The sequence below is a fragment of the Mycobacterium leprae TN genome, from assembly GCF_000195855.1.
In the GTDB taxonomy this organism is placed as follows: Bacteria; Actinomycetota; Actinomycetes; order Mycobacteriales; family Mycobacteriaceae; genus Mycobacterium; species Mycobacterium leprae.
The window spans coordinates 1,764,822-1,783,549 of record NC_002677.1 but is presented as its reverse complement, the minus strand read 5'-3'; the positions used below and the strand labels follow the sequence as shown (position 1 = coordinate 1,783,549).

Here is an 18,728-nt window from a genome sequence, read left to right as displayed (position 1 = left end):
GTAAACGAACGTGCCCCTTTCAGGGGGTGCGTGATCGCCAAACAACGGGCTCGGTTCGTTAGTGTCGGTGCATACAGAACTCCAGAAAGCAGGTATCCCACTGTGGGCCACGTGACTGACATCCGTTCGAATTCGCAGGGTTTCAACCTCACGGACTCGGTCTATGAGCGATTGCTCTCCGAACGCATCATCTTCCTGGGGTCGGAGGTGAACGACAACATCGCCAATCGGCTCTGCGCACAGATACTGCTGCTTGCCGCCGAAGACGCCTTCAAGGACATTTCTCTGTACATCAATTCCCCCGGTGGATCGATCAGCGCCGGGATGGCGATCTACGACACCATGGTGCTGGCGCCATGTGACATCGCCACCTACGCGATGGGCATGGCCGCGTCGATGGGGGAGTTCTTGCTGGCGGCGGGAACTAGGGGCAAGCGCTACGCGCTACCACACGCCCGCATCCTAATGCACCAGCCGCTGGGCGGGGTGACCGGCAGTGCAGCCGACATCGCCATCCAGGCTGAGCAGTTCGCCGTCATCAAAAAGGAGATGTTCCGGCTCAACGCTGAGTTCACCGGTCAGCCGATCGAGCGAATCGAAGCGGATTCTGACCGCGACCGCTGGTTCACTGCCTCGGAAGCCCTGGAATACGGTTTTGTCGACCACATCATTACCCGCGCCCACGTCAACGGAGAAGTGCAGTGAAACTGCAGAATTCTCAGCTCCAACCTCAGGCGCGATACATCCTGCCATCATTCATCGAGCACTCCAGTTTCGGCGTCAAGGAGTCCAACCCTTACAACAAGCTGTTTGAGGAACGCATCATCTTTCTCGGCGTCCAAGTTGACGATGCGTCGGCAAACGACATCATGGCCCAGCTGCTGGTGTTGGAGTCGCTGGATCCCGACCGCGATATCACTATGTACATCAACTCACCGGGCGGTGGTTTCACCTCGTTGATGGCGATCTACGACACGATGCAGTATGTACGGGCCGACATCCAGACGGTGTGTTTGGGTCAGGCTGCTTCGGCGGCGGCGGTGCTGCTGGCTGCCGGAACCCCGGGTAAGCGGATGGCGCTACCCAACGCGCGCGTGCTGATCCACCAGCCGTCGCTGGCCGGTGTGATCCAAGGTCAATTCTCCGATCTGGAGATCCAGGCTGCCGAAATCGAACGGATGCGCACCCTGATGGAGACGACGCTGTCCCGGCACACCGGCAAGGATGCCGCGGTGATCCGTAAGGACACGGACAGGGATAAAATCCTGACCGCCGAAGAAGCCAAGGATTACGGTATTATCGACACTGTGTTGGAATACCGTAAGCTTTCCGCGCAGACCGTTTAACGGCTCGCCAGTGCCTTCGTCAATTCGGCGATATCCGCCGGCCGCACCCGGCAGCATCCGCCGACGATGCGTGCCCCGGCCGCCGTCCACTGCAGGGCGAGCTGCGCCGAAAACCTACGCGGTCCTGTCCAGGTGCGGTAATCCCAGCGTTCTCCACTATTCGGGTAGACGATGATCGGCTTGCCGATATTCGCGATCTGGATGGCCGCCAGCACATCGTCGGGTGCGCAGCAATTGACGCCGACCGCGACAATCTTGGGGACGCCGGCGGCCACCGCGAACGCCTCGGCAAGCGGTTGTCCGGCGCGGGTCCGCGTTCCGTTGATGGTGTAGCTGAGCCACGCTGGCACTCCGACCGAGCGTACCAGGTCGACTAACGCTTCTGCCTCGTCGATGTCGGGGATGGTTTCCAGGGCGAGTACGTCCGCGCCGGCGTCGGCCAGTACCTCCAGCCGCGGGCGATGCCATCGGGCCAGAGCTGCGACGGACAGGCCGTAGCGTCCGCGGTATTCCGACCCGTCGGCCAGCGCCGCGCCGTACGGTCCGACTGAGGCGGCGACGCAAAGACCACCCGCGCTGATCTCATCACGCGCGGCGCTGGCAAGTGCGACGCTGCGGCGCATCAGCCGGATGGCCTGATCGCGGCCGATCCCGCGTGCCGCAAAACCTTCAAACGATGCTTGGTAGCTCACGGTTGTCGCGATCGTCGCGCCAGCGCGAAAGTACGCGACGTGCACCGCGACGATTTCTTGTGGGGCATCCGTCAGCAGTCTAGCCGACCACAACGGATCGGATAGATCGTTTCCGCGCGCTTCGAGCTCGGTGGCCAACCCACCGTCGTTGATCAGCACGGATTCGCTGTGAACAGCCAGTCCCACTTGGCCACTGTAAGGTGATTACGCGCAGGCTCGACGACTCAGGGGCGGCGGTCACGCAACGACCGCGACACGCCAGAGACACGGATTGCGCGTCTCGACCAGTGGTGGGTGGAGTCGGGCTATATGTTTCATGCCAGACGGAAGAGTCATAAGAATACCGATGACGCGATTCGGCGCTAACGGTCGCGTCTGCCCCGAACTAGCGGGTAGCGTCGCGGAATACACGCGGCATAGCAAGACGAACGGCGAACAGGAAGTAGGCCCTTAGCATCATGGCGCGTATCGGAGACAGCGGTGACTTGCTGAAGTGCTCGTTTTGCGGGAAGAGTCAGACTCAGGTCAAGAAACTAATTGCGGGCCCTGGGGTGTACATCTGTGATGAATGTATTGACCTGTGCAACGAGATCATCGAAGAAGAACTGGCCGATGCTGACGATGTGCAGCTTGATGAGCTGCCCAAGCCTGTTGAGATTCGGGAGTTTCTTGAGGGTTACGTCATCGGGCAGGACACCGCCAAGCGGACGTTGGCTGTCGCGGTCTATAATCACTACAAGCGGATCCAGGCTGGAGAGAAGGGCCGTGACTCTAAGCGCGAACCGGTAGAGTTGGCCAAATCCAACATCTTGATGCTGGGACCTACTGGTTGCGGCAAGACTTACCTGGCTCAGACGTTGGCCAAGATGCTCAATGTCCCGTTCGCCATCGCCGACGCCACCGCACTGACCGAGGCCGGTTACGTCGGTGAGGATGTCGAGAACATCTTGCTTAAGCTGATCCAGGCCGCCGACTATGACGTCAAGCGTGCCGAGACCGGTATTATTTACATCGATGAGGTCGACAAGATCGCTCGTAAGAGTGAGAACCCATCGATCACTCGTGACGTCTCCGGCGAGGGCGTTCAACAAGCCCTGCTGAAAATTCTAGAAGGTACCCAAGCGTCGGTTCCCCCGCAAGGTGGCCGCAAGCACCCACACCAAGAATTCATTCAGATCGATACCACCAACGTGTTGTTCATCGTCGCCGGTGCCTTTGCCGGGTTGGATAAGATTATTTACGAGCGTATTGGCAAACGCGGCTTAGGCTTTGGTGCCGAAGTCCGCTCCAAAGCCGAAATCGACACCACCGATCATTTCGCCGATGTGATGCCTGAAGATCTGATCAAGTTCGGCTTGATCCCTGAGTTCATCGGACGACTCCCGGTGATCGCCTCGGTCATCAATCTGGACATGGAGTCGTTGGTCAAGATCCTGTCCGAACCGAAGAACGCTTTGGTCAAGCAGTACACTTGGCTTTTCGAAATGGACGGTGTGGAGCTGGAATTCACTAACGACGCGCTGGAAGCGGTCGCCGACCAAGCAATCCACCGCGGCACCGGCGCTCGTGGCCTGCGGGCCATCATGGAAGAAGTCCTGCTACCCGTGATGTATGATATTCCTAGCCGCGATGACGTTGCCAAAGTGGTGGTGACCAAGGAGACTGTGCAGGACAACGTGTTGCCGACAATCGTGCCGCGCAAGCCGTCGCGCACTGAGCGCCGCGATAAGAGTGCCTAGTAGTGTGACGGCGGCAGCTGGAAAGTCGGGATCGGCACCAAAAAAATGAATGTGTTCAACGGGCGGCATTACTCCGATGTGGGTCTGTTATCGGTGAACATGATCAATACCACAATTTCGCACCTTCGCCTCAGTTATCCCACGCTGACGTCGACTTTTAACGGCTAATTCGCTGTGTGTTTGGGGGTTACGATGGGCGTACGCCACAGAGAAGCAATGCCAAACTTGGTTAATATCAATGAGATAAAGCGTGAGGGCGGGGAAGTCACTCCGACGGTGTATAATTTGAAGCTGTAGCCCGGAGTGCCTGTCCGGAGAGCAGATGGAAGGCGGAGATGTGGATCCGAATGACAACGGTGCCGGGTCAGAGTTTCATGCTAGGGCTGCTGTTCATGCCAGGTCCAACCGACGATTCCTGGAAAGAGTTACTATACCGTTTCGCGGGGGGATCGGGGCGATGTTATGTAGCTGACCGGCGACCAGTTTACATCGGAGGGGACGCTTTTCGGCAATGATCTGGCTACCTAGTCGGATTACCCCACCGAGATTCGCATAATAACAAATACTATGTCCGGGGTTTCCGTTTTCCAAATTCAAATCGCCGACTACGACATTTTGACCGCCGACAACCAGCTGGACGTGTTTGTCGTGATAAATCCGACAGTGTTGAAGGCCAATATTGGTGATTTCCAGCGTGGCGGAATGGTGATCGCAAACTCTGACGAGTTCATCAAACGCAAACTGATGAAGGTGGGTTAAGTAGCCAGCCCGCTGGAATCCGATGAGCTGGAGGAATACGTTGTTCACGCCGTCCCGATAACTACGCTGACCCTTGAGGTAGTCGAGGCTATCGGTGCGTACAAGAAAGATGGCCAGCGCCCCAAGAACATGTTTGTGTTTGCGCTGGGAGTTACGAGCACATTGGTGCCAGGTCTTTCGCTGAAGGCCGAGGCGCTAGGCTTCGGTGTGATGACGAGCTGTCGCTGTTGGTCATCGAGGGGGACCTTCGACTGGTTTGCCAACCGAGATCGAGAAGGCTGACTTGCTGCAGGCGTTGTACAGCCGCAATGGGGAGTCGCTGGTGGTGGTATTGGTCCGCAGTCTCCGTCGAATTGCTTTGAAACTGTCATTGATAGTGGCGTGTATCAGGTTATTTTACCCCACGCCAGTAATCGTGTTGTCTGACGGCGTCATCGCCAATGGCTCGTAGCCGTGGCAAATCCCGGACGTCAGTGCTTTGGTGCCCATCGAGCACACCTTCGCCAAATCCGATGCGCTCTTTCAGCCTTATGCCCGCTACCCGGAAACGCTGGCTCGGCGATTATTCGTCGTCCCGGGAACTTCCCCCCGGTCTAGAACATCGCATCGATGGATTGGAAGCGGCAAATGGCGCCGGCAACATCTCTTACGAGCCGGGCAACCATGACCTCATGGTTCATGGTCAGGTTGCGCCAGGCCAAGACCGATGGCATCCGGGTTCCCGATCTAAAGATAGACGATCCAACTGTATATGCCGAGCTACTGCTGATTGGGTGGGGAAGTTTGTACGGCCCGATCCGTAAAGCCTGCTGATGTGCACGGCGCAGGGTGTCAAGGTCTCGCATGCCCCAACTGCGGCATTTGCGTCCGTTCCCAGCTAACCTGGGCGACGTGCTGCGGCGTGACCCGATGGTGGTGGCATCGGAGATAAACCTTGTTTAACTGGCGATGGTGCTACGTGGCAAGTATTTGGTTGATGTGCAGTGGGGGGGGTACAAGATGCAGGGTGTTTCGTTCTTGGTCGACGAAGTAGGCCGTGTTATCCGTGCCGCGTTGGACGCCACACTGGCCGAGATTGAACAGGATAAGACTGATGGTCACTAGATTTGCGGCGGCCACGGGTTAGTGCGGGAGTCGACGCATGACCCGCGCCGCGACGATGCAGAGCGAAGCGATGAGGAAAAGCGGCGCTCAATGACTAGCGGGATCAGCAATCTGGCGGGCAACGGGCCTTGGCGTGACTCTGACGTCGACGAAACACGCTTGTGTGCCCACTGTGTCTTCTGGGGAACAGCCGCAGAAGTCCAAGTACTTTATTAGCGACCAGGAGGTCCGCTGGTGTCCGGGCTGTGGATCCTCAACACCATAAGCAACTTTCTGCCCGCATTGGGGCTACGCCGCTAAAACATTGCGTTTCTCAGCGGCATCGGATGCTCTAGCCGGTTCCCGTAACTACCTGGAGACCTAACTTATTGGGTTCCACTCGATCCACGCCCGAGAGCCGGTGATCGCGAATGGTTTGGCGTTGGCTCGCGATGATCTGTCGATATGGGTGGTCACCGGTGGACGGTGACGCGTTGTTGATCGGCGGCAACCATCTGATACATGCGCTGCGCCGCAACATCAACATGACCATTCTGCTATTCAACAATCGGATCTATGGGTTAACCAAAGGCCAGTATTCGCCGACGTCAGAGATGGGCATGGTCACCAAATCGACCCCCGATGGGCTCGCTGGATTACTCGTTCAACCCGGTGTCGTTGGCGCTGGGTGCTAAGGTGACTTTCGTTGGCCGGCGCGCTAGACGCGGACCGCAACGGACTAACCGAGGTGCTGCGTGCCGCGGCCCAGCACCGTGGCGCTACCCTAGTCGAAATTCTGCATGATTGCCCTATCTTCAACGACGGTTCGTTTGACGCACTGCGCAAAGAGGACACCGAAGAGCGGGTGATCAATGTCCAGCATGGCGAGCCAATCGTCTTCGGCGCAAGCGGTGAATACTGCGTAGTGTCGTGAAGTCCGACTTTTCCCTCGAGGTGGCTAAGACCGCTGACGTTGCTTGTTCAGGAGATCGTCGTGCATGACGCGCACGCCGACGACGTAGCTTATGCTTTTGCGTTGTCGCGGCTATCTGATTAGAACCTTGACCATGCCGTCCTGGGTATCGTTCGCCGGATCAGCCGACTAACTTATGCTGACATGGCCCGTTTCCAGGTTCGCGCTGCCCAGACTTCGACCGCGTCCGGACAAGCGTCGCACTGCAATCTTTAGTGCGCGGGCGCGACATCTGGACCGTCGACTGGACGTGATTGCTCAGATGTCTGATGCGGTTCTGCTGGTTGGGGTCCCCGTATACCTCACCGGGGTCAAATCGCGAAACACAGAACCTGCTAATGCTAGCATGGTGATGTCGGGACGACCTACACCAAAATAGTCGACCATGTCCTTGGTGTCGTCACTCAGCGCTGCAAGCCGGTTTTTGTGATGGCCACCCCCAATGACAACTGTTACCTGAGCTGCAGGCCCACATCATGTCATGCGCGACGAGGTGCGAGGACTAAGGGTGCTGCTGGCAACCGGGTGCGCATTGCATGCAGCCGATGGAGGGTGTGGCTCGTTTGGGTTCGTCTACGCTGTCGACCGTTTCTCCGTAGAATTGATGGATTGCCTCGATTGCAGGGCCTATGCGACGGACGCCGAGGTGGTGTTGCCGTGGAACGGCCAGTATCACTACCTCTCCGCGGTATACTGCACGGATCTGGCCGACCTAGCTGATGCGCTGGTAGCTGTCGGTGAGCGCAAGATGCGTGCGTTAGTCGACGCGTCGGATACTCAGCCGGATCGTGATGCCGGATTCGCGGCCGTAGTGACGAACGTCAATACGACTACTGACTTGTGTGCTTTCGTGCTGCCGGGGATCCCGAGGTAGTTACACAACGGTCATTTTTTTAATTTTTCTATCAAATTAATTGTTGAATATTTCTGTGGTCATTTTGCGATAGTAATCAGTATCCATTTATGACAATGGCGTGTAATATTCGTACGAGCTTATTTATAATAGATTACATCTGGCTTGCCTGGGCGTTTACCATATTCTATTTGGAGTAGCTATGATTTTGAATATTGAACGCGTGGGGTTTGGTCGAGTGTAGCATTGCCCGGAGCCCTGGGGTTTTGTGGCGAATCTGCTTACGCGGATCAACCATTCAGGTCTGTGTCCCATAGGGTGCGGTTTAGTCAAATGGGACGCTATTGCTGCCATTGCTGATTCGCTAGAGATCGTCGGTGATAACCAAATCTGTTGGTAAACATTGTAATTAGGATATATTGGTGACCAGTGTGAAACCTCCTGTTGCTCCAGTGTCGAATAGTGTGCGATGTTGCTAGGCTACTCGTGGAATCAGCAAATATTATTGACTTCAATGTAGCCGCGATTTATTAGCTTAGTTGCTGCCTGAGGCCTGCATCCTGTCTACCTTGCTATTGTTGGCGTCTCGAGTGGCCGATTCTGAACGACTGCATCACGTAAGAACAAATTTTTTTCCTAGCTAACAAAATTTACATGATTCTGCTAACAAAATAACTTTGATGGCGATGTATTGCTGTTAGCTTAAAAAGGGTTGCTGAACTGCGGAAATACATCTATTCTTGTTCCGTTATCGGGCCATGATAGAATATGTATTGTCTAGTCAAAATAATGACGCACGCAATCTGCGTATCGTAATGTGCGTACACAGCCCGATGTGGGAGTCATAAAAAATAATCCACGGATCCGTACAGTCCTGGCCGATTTTGGCTGCCGGCACGGCATTGACATCGACTCTGAATGAAATGGCTGCCCGTACCCGAATCGCCGTTACGACGGTTGAGCCTTACACCCGCTACGGCTTCCATTAGTGGCTGCATGTGCTGCTGCTGGTACGGACTTAGTTGACCTGAGTGGAGGAGCTTCCTGCTCGTCCGCAACAGCGTCGACCTTAACTATAAGGTAAGCAGGCCGGTCGATATCGATGTTCACATCGTCCACGCCCCTGTATCGCACGGCTAGGAAGAACAATGTTGGCGAGCTGGTTGGCCACCGATTTCGTGGTGTGTGTCGTGGCCTGTGGGCCCCCCGGAGGGGCCATCATATCGCTACCGTTAAGTATTGCACGTCGTCTCCAGTGGTTCTGCTGTGCGTTGCCAATTCGCGGATCTACACACGCTGAGCGCCGACTGCGGTGTTGAGCTCGAACTCGGCTCGCAACCCGATTTGCCGTGGCATCATGTTCGTCAGATTGCTTCGGAGCTGGCTGGTTTGTGGAGGGCCGGCTTCATAATGGCGCCGACTCACACGCGGATCGCGCGGCTCAGCAACGCATTATCGCATTATCGGACGCGACTTATAGCGATGTATAGTAGGTAATTCTATTTTAGCGAAAGCGTGAGCCTAAGGTTATCGGCTATCGTCAGCGGGGCAGGCAACGTTATGTCCGAACTGGGCAACCGCTACTTCACTGCTATTGTCTATTGTCGTGCGAACTGATGCAGCGAGTCGTTCTCACACCTGGGACCCGCTCAAGTGCGGCGATTCGGGAGTGCGACTTTAGAATGTAGGATCGAGACGTAACACTATGGATACGATAAGTGACAATGTAGTGTCACAAGTGACAATGTAGTGCCACGGTACGTGGTGCGTATAGCGTAGGACGGCGAAGTCGGTGCGGCTCGGAGAATGTAGTCTTGCGCTGGCATTTCGGTTGTGACAAGCCCTCCGGCCTGCCGGGCGTGCTCACGCCCGCGATTGCGATGGGTGATGCTTTGTTGCTGCGATTTCCTGCTGGCGGGTGTGCCCCTGCAGGCCGAGCGGTTGAACTGAGACCTGCCGCGAATCGCACGATAAGTCACATCTACTACGGCTGTGGATTCGTTTCTTTCCCTTCAGATCTGATTGTGCACTCGTGATTTCGGCGGTCGCCTAGGCGTTGCTGAAGGGGGATCGCTGGAGATCGGATCGGGCTAGTGTCGTAATCGACTTGGCTTCAAGATATCTGCGATAAAGGTGGACACGTTGGCGGCCGGTCTTGATGATCTCTATGCCCAGGTTCCCACGTCGGAAATCGCAACCAAACTCGGTGCCGATAGAGACGACGTCGACAGCGCAGTTCATACATTGGTGACGGTGTTGGTCAATGGATTTGGTGCACAACTCGAAAGATCCCGAGCAAGCCAACAGGATCGAGTTCGCCGCCAGCAGTCACAACGCTGTTCGTGGGCAATGACACCGAGCAGTTTGCATCGGCGCTGACAAAGGGAGATTTCGGCGGTTAACTCGCCGCAACAACCTCTTGGCGGCATCCTTGGTGGCAAGAAGTAGCCAGCGCCAGCTGTTGGGGCTTTCGGTTGGCGTCTATAGGGTAAATTACTCAGATTGATCCAGGATCGATAGGTGCCCGCTTATCGGGTGCTGGCAATGACGGCTGACAGCAACCAGTCGGACTGGATAAATGTAGAGGCAATGCCATGTAGGACACGCTCACTGAGGGGCAGAAGTTGGTGCTGGTGGGTGAGTTGCTCGTCTCCCACAACGGCGCCTTGACCTTCACCCTGCAAGAGGACGGCAATTTGGTGCTTTACGCCGTTTGACGGGTCGACGTGGGCGACGCATACAGAGACCGACCGACGCCCCGCCGCCGGCGGCGACTGCGCCTGCTGCCATGGGGGTAACGAGCGTAGACGAGCCCGCTGTGCAGCAAGTTGTCGGCGCTACCTGGCAGCCAGTAGCGGAAGCTGCTCTGGAGCCGGCCTCAGCCCGTTCTCATCTATCCTGGGCTGGTTCTAACTCTTCCTCGATCGGCATGCTTATCATAGCCCGATCACCTGCCAGTTCGGGTGCTTTCGCGCGCGCTAATCGGGCTCCCTAGAATTGACCGGTGACCACCAGCCCTAGTTCCTCTGCTGACCTGCTGCCCAAGTCGTGGGACCCAGGTGCGATGGAGAGCGTGATTTACCAGAAGTGGTTGAACTCCGGTTACTTCGCCGCGGATCCCGCCAGCACAAAACCTGGGTATTCGATCGTGCTTCCGCCTCCTAATGTGACCGGCAGTCTGCATATGGGCCACGCGTTAGAGCACACCATGATGGACGCCTTGACTCGCCGCAAACGGATGCAGGGATATGAGGTGTTATGGCAGCCAGGCATGGACCACGCAGGGATCGCGACTCAGAGTGTAGTGGAAAAACAGCTTGCGATCAACGGCAAGATCAAGGAGGACTTTGGTCGGGAGCTGTTTGTCGACAAGGTGTGGGACTGGAAGCGTGAATCCGGCGGTGCCATAGCCGGCCAGATGCGCCGGCTCGGTGATGGGGTGGATTGGAGCCGCGACCGGTTCACTATGGATGACGGCTTATCGCGGGCGGTGCGGATGATCTTCAAGCGGCTCTACGACGCCGGGCTGATCTACCGGGCGGAGCGGCTGGTCAACTGGTCGCCGGTACTTCGGACGGCACTCTCCGACATCGAGGTTATCTACGACGAGATCGAGGGCGAATTGATCTCGTTCCGCTATGGGTCACTCGACGACGACGAGCCACACATCGTGGTAGCTACCACCCGGGTCGAGACGATGCTCGGCGACACCGGGATCGCCGTGCATCCCGATGACAAGCGCTATCAGCATCTGGTCGGGACTACGCTGCCGCACCCGTTTATCGACCGCGAACTTGTAATCGTAGCTGATGAGCACGTCGACCCTGAATTCGGCACCGGCGCCGTCAAAGTCACACCCGCTCATGATCCCAACGACTTTGAAATCGGATTGCGGCACAACCTGCCGATGCCGAACGTCATGGACGTTAAGGCCGTTATCGTTGACACCGGAACTGAATTCGACGGCATGGATCGATTCGAGGCCCGCATCGCGGTGCGCGAAGCGCTAGCGGTGCAGGGCCGCATTGTCGAGGAGAAACGACCCTACCGGCACAGCGTGGGCCATTCTGAGCGCAGCGGCGAGGTCATCGAGCCACGCCTGTCGCTGCAATGGTGGGTCAGGGTGGAATCGCTGGCCAAGGCCGCTGGTGACGCGGTGCGTAACGGGGACACCGTGATTCACCCTGCTAGCATGGAATCGCGCTGGTTCGCTTGGGTGGACGACATGCGCGACTGGTGCATCTCACGGCAGCTGTGGTGGGGCCATCGCATACCGATCTGGTACGGTCCCAACGGGGAACAAGTGTGTGTCGGTCCCGACGAGACCCCTCCGGAGGGCTGGCAACAGGACCCCGACGTGCTGGACACCTGGTTCTCGTCCGCGTTGTGGCCGTTTTCCACGCTGGGCTGGCCACAAATGACTCCGGAGCTGGAAAAATTCTATCCGACAAGTATTCTCGTCACCGGCTATGACATTCTGTTTTTCTGGGTAGCGCGCATGATGATGCTCGGCACCTTCGTCGGCGGGGACGATGCCATCACACTGGGTGGCTGCCGTGGCCCGCAGGTGCCGTTCACCGATGTCTTCCTGCATGGGCTGATCCGCGACGAATTCGGTCGCAAGATGAGTAAGTCCAGGGGTAACGTCATCGACCCGCTGGCCTGGATGGATATGTTCGGAGCTGACGCGCTGCGCTTCACTCTGGCACGCGGCTCCAGCCCCGGTGGTGATCTGGCTATAGGAGAGGATCACGTCCGCGCGTCGCGCAACTTCGGTACCAAGCTGTTCAACGCCACCCGGTACGCACTGCTCAATGGTGCTGCGCTGGTACCTTTGCCTGCGCTGACGGCGCTGACAGATGCCGACCGCTGGATTCTCGGAAGGCTGGAACAGGTTCGCGCCGAAGTTGATTCAGCTTTCGATGGCTACGAATTCAGCCGCGCCTGCGAGGCGCTCTACCATTTTGCGTGGGACGAATTCTGCGACTGGTATCTCGAATTGGCCAAGGCACAGCTTGCTGACGGGCTCACGCACACCACAGCAGTGCTGGCCGCGGCACTCGATACGTTGCTGCGGTTGCTGCACCCGGTGATGCCGTTTATTACCGAAACGCTCTGGCAGGCACTGACCCAACTGGAGTCACTAGTGATTGCTACCTGGCCGGAGCCTTCTGGCATCAGCCTAGATCTGGTTGCCGCGCAGCGGATCAGCGATATGCAGAAGCTGGTGACCGAGATCCGTCGGTTCCGTAGTGATCAGGGGTTGGTCGATCGACAGAAGGTGCCGGCTCGATTGTCTGGTGTCGAAGATTCCGACCTGGCCACCCAGGTGGGCTTCGTGACATCACTAGCTTTGCTTACTGCTGCGAGCAACGATTTTCGCCCTTCAGCGTTGCTGGAGGTTCGTCTCGGCCCTAACAAAGACCGCGCCGTCGTCGTTGAACTCGACACTTCGGGCACCATCGATGTGGCTGCCGAGCGTCGTCGCATGGAAAAGGACTTGGCTGCAGCGCAAAAAGAGCTGGCATCGACCGCCGCAAAGTTGGCCAACGCGGACTTTCTAGCTAAAGCCCCGGAAGCAGTCGTTGTCAAAATCCGCGATCGTCAGCGGATGGCTAAGGAAGAAACCGACCGCATCATCGCTAGGCTGGCTGGGCTGCAATGACCGCAGAGCTGCCTGACTGGGGATCCGGACGTCTTGAAACCAATGTCGCTGCTCTCACACCGGACAAGGTCGCCTCCCTGTTGCAGGTTGAACACCTGCTGGACCAGCGCTGGCCAGAGACCTGTATCGAACCGAGTTTGACTCGGATCAGTGCGTTAATGGATGTTCTCGGCTCACCGCAACTCAGTTATCCGTCGATACACGTCGCTGGCACCAACGGGAAGACCTCGGTGACGAGGATGGTTGACGCGCTGCTAACCGCGCTGCACCAGCGCACTGGCCGCTTTACCAGCCCTCACCTGCAGTCGGTAGTCGAACGCATCGCGATTGACTCAAAACCGATCAGCCCGGCGCAATATGTAGCAACTTACCGTGAGGTTGAACCGTTTGTGCAGATGATCGATGCCCAGTCGCAGTCCTCTGGGGGGCCGGCGCTGAGCAAGTTCGAGGTAGTCACCGCGATGGCGTTCGCCGCGTTCGCGAATGCGCCCGTCGACATCGCGGTGGTTGAGGTGGGCCTCGGTGGGCGATGGGATGCGACCAACGTGATTAATGCATCGGTCGCCGTGATCACCCCGGTCAGCATCGACCACGTCGAGTATCTTGGCAACGACGTTGCAGCGATCGCCCGCGAGAAGGCGGGCATTATCACGAAAGCTCCCGAAGGCGCGCCAGACACCGTCGTGGTAATCGGTCGTCAGGTACCTGCGGCGATGGGGGTGCTGTTGGCTCAATCGGCACATGCCGGCGCTCGAGTCGTCCGTCAGGATTCGGAGTTCGCGGTCTTGGACCGTCAGGTCGCAATCGGTGGTCAGGTGTTGCAGCTGCAGGGGCTTGGTGGAGTTTATAATGACATTTACCTGCCGTTACATGGCGAACACCAGGCGCACAACGCGGTCTTGGTGCTTGCTGCGGTCGAGGCGTTTTATGGTGCCGGGGTGCAGCGCCAGCTCGATGTCGAGGCGGTGCGGTCCGGTTTCGCCGCTGTCATCAGCCCCGGCAGGTTGGAACGCATGCGCAGTGCCCCGACGGTGTTCATCGACGCCGCTCACAATCCCGCCGGAGCGAATGCGTTGGCGCGCACGCTGTCTGACGAATTTAATTTCCGAACCCTGGTCGGGGTGCTCAGCGTGCTGGCAAACAAGGACGTTGATGGCATCCTGGCCGCACTGGAGCTGGTGCTGGATTATATCGTTGTGACTGACAACGGCTCGCCGCGGGCGTTGGATGTTGAGTCGCTGGCGTTGGTGGCGCGGGAGCGGTTCGGCCCCGACCGGGTAATCAGCGCGGCGAACCTGCGTGACGCTATCGACGCAGCGACTGCACTGGTCGACGACGCCGCTGCCAATGAGGAAATCGAAGGGCTCGGAGTCTCCGGCCGTGGGATCGTCATCACCGGCTCGGTGATCACCGCCGGAATCGCACGGACTTTGTTTGGCCGTGACCCACAATGACGGACAGCCCGGGGGAGCACGGTCCGCAAAAGCCTCTGCCATCTGCCGACCCCTGGAAGAGCTTTGCCGGGGTGATGGCTGCTATACTCTTTCTTGAGGCAATCGTCGTGCTGCTGGCGTTACCGGTGTTGGGTGCGTCCGGCGGGCTGACTCTGTCTGCGCTGAGTTTTCTGATTGGGCTGGCCGGGCTGTTAATCGTCCTGGTCGGACTGCAACGCAAGGCTTGGGCGATCTGGGTGAACCTGGGCGTACAGGTGGTGGTGCTAGTCGGCTGCGCCGTGTACCCTGTGTTGGGATTCGTTGGTGTGTTGTTCGCCGGATTGTGGGCGCTGATCGTGTATTTTCGGGCCGAGGTCAGTCGGCGTTAGGAATACTGCCGTCGAGCTGATCGGCGAGCCGTTAGGTACGCTGTGCGCCGTGACCGAACGGACTCTCGTGTTGATCAAACCGGATGCTGTGGAACGGCAATTGATTGGGGAGATCATCAGCCGCATCGAACGGAAGGGTCTCACCATCGCGGCGTTGGAACTTAGACAGGTCGGTGAGGAATTGGCCAGCCAGCATTACGCCGAGCACGAGAGCAAGCCATTTTTTGGATCGTTATTGGAGTTTATCACCTCGGGTCCAGTGATGGCGGCGATCGTGGAGGGACCACGTGCCGTTGCGGCGGTTCGCCAACTCACCGGGGGCACCGATCCGGTGGAGAAGGCGGCGCCGGGCACAATCCGGGGCGATTTAGCGTTGGAAACGCAATTCAACTTGGTCCACGGTTCCGATTCGACTGCTTCGGCACAGCGCGAAATCGCGTTGTGGTTTCCCGGCATTTAGCGCGTGGGTGAGAAGGGGCCCGTGCCGGGTTCCTAAACGGGCCGTGTTGTAGCCACATCAGGGGCGAGTGGACGCGCCGGCAATGTGGGATACTGGTAGCAGGTGAACGTCGTCGTACCGGCGCCAGACACCCGAATGAAGACTTAGACAAGCGCGACCATCGTGATCCCGCGACGTAGCGCGGCGTGTCAAGCCGTCATTCACTATGCCGCCGAGTGAGTTCTCTAGATGAACTGCTCGGGGTGAGGCCATCACAAGTCCGGGAGAAGTGACCCGGACACATAGCGAAGGCCTTCGTGTGGCCGCGTCGATCGGACGCGCCCGGGGGCTTGAGGAGAATACGTGATAGACGGTGCACCCCCGTTAGAGCCATCAAAAGAGCCGACGCAGCATATGGAACTGCCGGACCGCTTGAGAGTCCATTCGCTAGCACGAACGTTGGGAACCACCAGCAGACGAGTGTTGGACGTGCTGAGCGCTCTCGACGGCCGGATCCGTAGCGCACATTCCAGTGTCGACCGCGTCGACGCGGTCCGGGTCCGTGATCTGCTGGCCAGCCAACCCAACTCACCTCATGAACTCACTGCCGTACCTGATAACCCTGTCGCGCTCGAAGAGCGCGACTCTCGGCTGGTGCTAGAAACCACAGTAGAGCGGCCGCACTACATGCCGTTGTTCGTTGCGCCACAGCCGATAGAGGTCGATGATGACTCCTGCGCTGACGATGATGTGGAATCCGGTGACGACTCCGACGTTGGCGACGACGAAGAGCAACCCGATCGACCGGCGAACCGTCGTCGGCGTCGTGGCCGTCGGGGTCGTGGTCGGGGCCGCGGTGAGCAGGGTGGATCCGACGTCCAGAGCGACGATGTCGACGGCGCGGTCGACTCAACCGAGTCTGAGGACTTCGATGGCCAAGATTTCGACGAGTCCGAAGACACCGAAATCGGTTACGACGAGAGTGGGTCCTCTGAAGCCGGCAACCGCCGCCGCCGTCGGCGCCGACGTCGTAAGTCGGGGGTAGGTGAAGACGAGGGGTGCGCGCCCGACGATCCGCCGAACACGGTTGTGCACGAACGGACACCCCGTGCGGCTGGTCGGTCTGCTAGTTTTGACAACGGCGTCAACGGCACGGGCAGCGCCGATATCAAGGGTATCGACGGTTCGACTCGACTGGAGGCCAAGCGGCAACGCCGCCGAGACGGGCGCGACGCCGGGCGGCGCCGTTCATCAGTGTTGAGCGAGGCCGAATTCCTGGCTCGGCGCGAGTCCGTCGAGCGGGTCATGGTGGTGCGCGATCGGATCCGCACTGAGCCGCCCCACCCTGGCGCTCGATACACCCAGATCGCGGTGCTCGAAGACGGCATCGTCGTCGAGCACTTCGTGACGTCGGCAGCATCTGCTTCCCTGGTCGGCAACATCTACCTCGGTATCGTGCAGAACGTGCTGCCGTCGATGGAGGCGGCCTTCGTTGACATCGGTCGCGGTCGCAACGGCGTGCTTTATGCCGGAGAAGTAAACTGGGAAGCGGCCGGATTGGGCGGGGCCGATCGCAAGATTGAACAGGCCCTCAAACCCGGCGACTATATCGTTGTCCAGGTCAACAAGGACCCGGTCGGGCACAAAGGGGCGCGACTTACCACGCAAGTGTCTTTGGCCGGTCGTTACCTGGTTTACGTCCCAGGGGCGTCGTCGACCGGGATCAGCCGTAAGCTGCCTGACACCGAACGCCAGCGCCTCAAGGAGATCCTGCGTGAGGTAGTGCCACCCGATGCGGGCGTGATCATCCGCACTGCGTCAGAGGGCGTCAAAGAGGAAGACATCCGCAAGGATGTCACCCGCCTGCAGGAGCACTGGGAACAGATCGAAGCCAAGACAATCCAGACCAAGGAAAAGGCCGCTGGCGCTGCGGTGGCCCTTTATGAGGAACCGGATGTGTTGGTCAAAGTCATCCGCGACTTGTTCAATGACGACTTCTCGGGCCTCGTCGTCTCCGGCGACGAGGCATGGAATACCATCAATGAGTATGTGAATTCTGTTGCTCCCGAACTTGTTTCGAAGTTGACAAAGTATGACCCGCCAATCGGTCCGGACGGGCAGCACGGGCCAGATGTCTTCGCGGTACATCGCATCGACGAGCAATTGGCCAAGGCAATGGACCGGAAAGTGTGGCTGCCATCGGGCGGTACACTGGTGATTGACCGGACTGAGGCGATGACGGTGATCGACGTCAATACTGGCAAGTTCACCGGGTCTGGGGGTAACCTCGAGCAGACAGTCACCAAGAATAATCTTGAGGCAGCTGAGGAGATCGTGCGCCAGCTGCGGCTGCGTGATATTGGCGGCATCGTGGTCATCGACTTCATCGATATGGTGCTCGAGTCCAACCGCGACTTGGTGTTGCGTCGACTGACTGAGGTGCTTGCTCGCGACCGCACTCGTCACCAGGTGTCCGAGGTGACGTCTTTGGGGCTGGTGCAATTGACCCGCAAACGGTTGGGCACCGGGCTGGTCGAGGCGTTCTCGACATCGTGTCCGAACTGCACAGGTCGCGGTATCCTGCTGCACACCGACCCAGCTAATTCGACCCCGATGGTTGGACGCAAGTCCGAGTCAGGCGGTCGGCGAAGTAAGCGATCGAAAAAGAACCGATCGGACGAGACCGCTGTGGTTAAAGTACCGGTGCATGCTCCGGGCGAGCATCCGATGTTTAAGGCGATGGCCGCGGGCTCGTCCTCGGTGGTTGTTGGTGGCGAGGACGAATCCAACGAGTCTGGTACAGAACTCACCGGGAAGATCGACGAGCCGCTCGAAGAGCAGGCTGTTGCTGGCCTAGATGATGTTGACCAGGAAGATTTCGACACCGACGAAGAAGACGACCTCGACGATGACGAGGAGCTCGACGACGAGGAAGACCTTGGCGACGATGACGAGGAACTCGATTTAGACGACGATCTTGACGTTGACGAAGACGAGTCTGACTCCGAGGCCGACCTCGACAGCGCTGACGTGCTTGACCGCTCCACTCTCCTGATCAGAAACAGATCAGGTTTTGCCCGTCCGCGACGGCGGCGCGCAGCGGGTCGTCCGGCCGGGCCGCCGATCCACGTGGACTGACCTTGCATCCGATCAAACAGCGGTCAGAGCCTGTTTGACCCTGTAGTCGCTGGTCAACTACCCTTGGGTAGTTGTCGGCAGGAAGGCGATTAAACCTAGCCCGGCGACAGCGGGCCTCAGCCCAGTGATCAGGTCTGAGCCCCCACCCCAGACCTAGCTACGCGTATGCCGGTGGTACCGCGCGAAGTGCCCAGAAGAGGTTAGAAAGACAGAGGCAGG

General features: G+C 58.3%; 10 protein-coding genes and 2 pseudogenes. 11 read left to right on the top strand and 1 reads right to left on the bottom strand.

All coding sequences use genetic code 11. The annotated features are described in order from the left end of the window. Nucleotides 1–102 precede the first annotated feature (102 nt). Nucleotides 103–705, top strand: a complete 603-nt coding sequence (clpP1, locus tag ML_RS07480) for an ATP-dependent CLP protease proteolytic subunit ClpP1 (protein WP_111481034.1) — start codon at nt 103–105, stop codon at nt 703–705. Continuing rightward, complete coding sequence (clpP2, locus tag ML_RS07475; RefSeq protein WP_010908361.1) at nt 702–1,346, top strand: ATP-dependent CLP protease proteolytic subunit ClpP2; 645 nt, start codon at nt 702–704, stop codon at nt 1,344–1,346. The genes clpP1 and clpP2 overlap by 4 nt, the downstream gene beginning before the upstream one ends. Here clpP2 and mmuM read toward each other — a convergent pair. Next, on the bottom strand, nt 1,343–2,218 hold the full coding sequence (mmuM, locus tag ML_RS07470; protein WP_162618328.1) for a homocysteine S-methyltransferase: 876 nt from the start codon (nt 2,216–2,218) through the stop codon (nt 1,343–1,345). The genes clpP2 and mmuM overlap by 4 nt on opposite strands. 278 nt (nt 2,219–2,496) lie before the next feature. Here mmuM and clpX point away from each other — a divergent pair, with 278 nt between their 5' ends. From clpX to rne, 9 genes and pseudogenes are all read left to right on the top strand, one after another. Then, complete coding sequence (gene clpX, locus ML_RS07465; RefSeq protein ID WP_010908359.1) at nt 2,497–3,777, top strand: ATP-dependent Clp protease ATP-binding subunit ClpX; 1,281 nt, start codon at nt 2,497–2,499, stop codon at nt 3,775–3,777. 415 nt (nt 3,778–4,192) lie between these two features. Next, nucleotides 4,193–5,681 (top strand): annotated as a pseudogene (locus ML_RS07460) (2-oxoacid:acceptor oxidoreductase family protein). A gap of 49 nt (nt 5,682–5,730) precedes the next feature. Then, nucleotides 5,731–6,846 (top strand): annotated as a pseudogene (locus tag ML_RS07455) (2-oxoacid:ferredoxin oxidoreductase subunit beta). 254 nt (nt 6,847–7,100) lie between these two features. After that, nucleotides 7,101–7,466 (top strand): glycosyltransferase family protein, encoded by a 366-nt coding sequence (locus tag ML_RS15950; RefSeq protein ID WP_231846566.1) that lies wholly within the window; start codon nt 7,101–7,103, stop codon nt 7,464–7,466. Nucleotides 7,467–10,449: 2,983 nt separating this feature from the next. After that, entirely contained in the window at nt 10,450–13,110 is a 2,661-nt protein-coding gene (locus ML_RS07445) for a valine--tRNA ligase (RefSeq protein ID WP_010908358.1), read from the top strand. Next, on the top strand, nt 13,107–14,564 hold the full coding sequence (folC, locus tag ML_RS07440; RefSeq protein WP_010908357.1) for a bifunctional tetrahydrofolate synthase/dihydrofolate synthase: 1,458 nt from the start codon (nt 13,107–13,109) through the stop codon (nt 14,562–14,564). Before ML_RS07445 ends, folC begins: the two co-directional genes overlap by 4 nt. Then, nucleotides 14,561–14,932, top strand: a complete 372-nt coding sequence (locus ML_RS07435; RefSeq protein WP_010908356.1) for a DUF4233 domain-containing protein — start codon at nt 14,561–14,563, stop codon at nt 14,930–14,932. The genes folC and ML_RS07435 overlap by 4 nt, the downstream gene beginning before the upstream one ends. A gap of 49 nt (nt 14,933–14,981) precedes the next feature. Further along, nucleotides 14,982–15,392 (top strand): nucleoside-diphosphate kinase, encoded by a 411-nt coding sequence (ndk, locus tag ML_RS07430; protein WP_010908355.1) that lies wholly within the window; start codon nt 14,982–14,984, stop codon nt 15,390–15,392. A 342-nt stretch (nt 15,393–15,734) separates the two neighbouring features. Next, nucleotides 15,735–18,509: a ribonuclease E gene (gene rne, locus ML_RS07425; protein WP_010908354.1), complete on the top strand. Its 2,775-nt coding sequence runs from the start codon at nt 15,735–15,737 to the stop codon at nt 18,507–18,509. Nucleotides 18,510–18,728 lie beyond the last annotated feature (219 nt).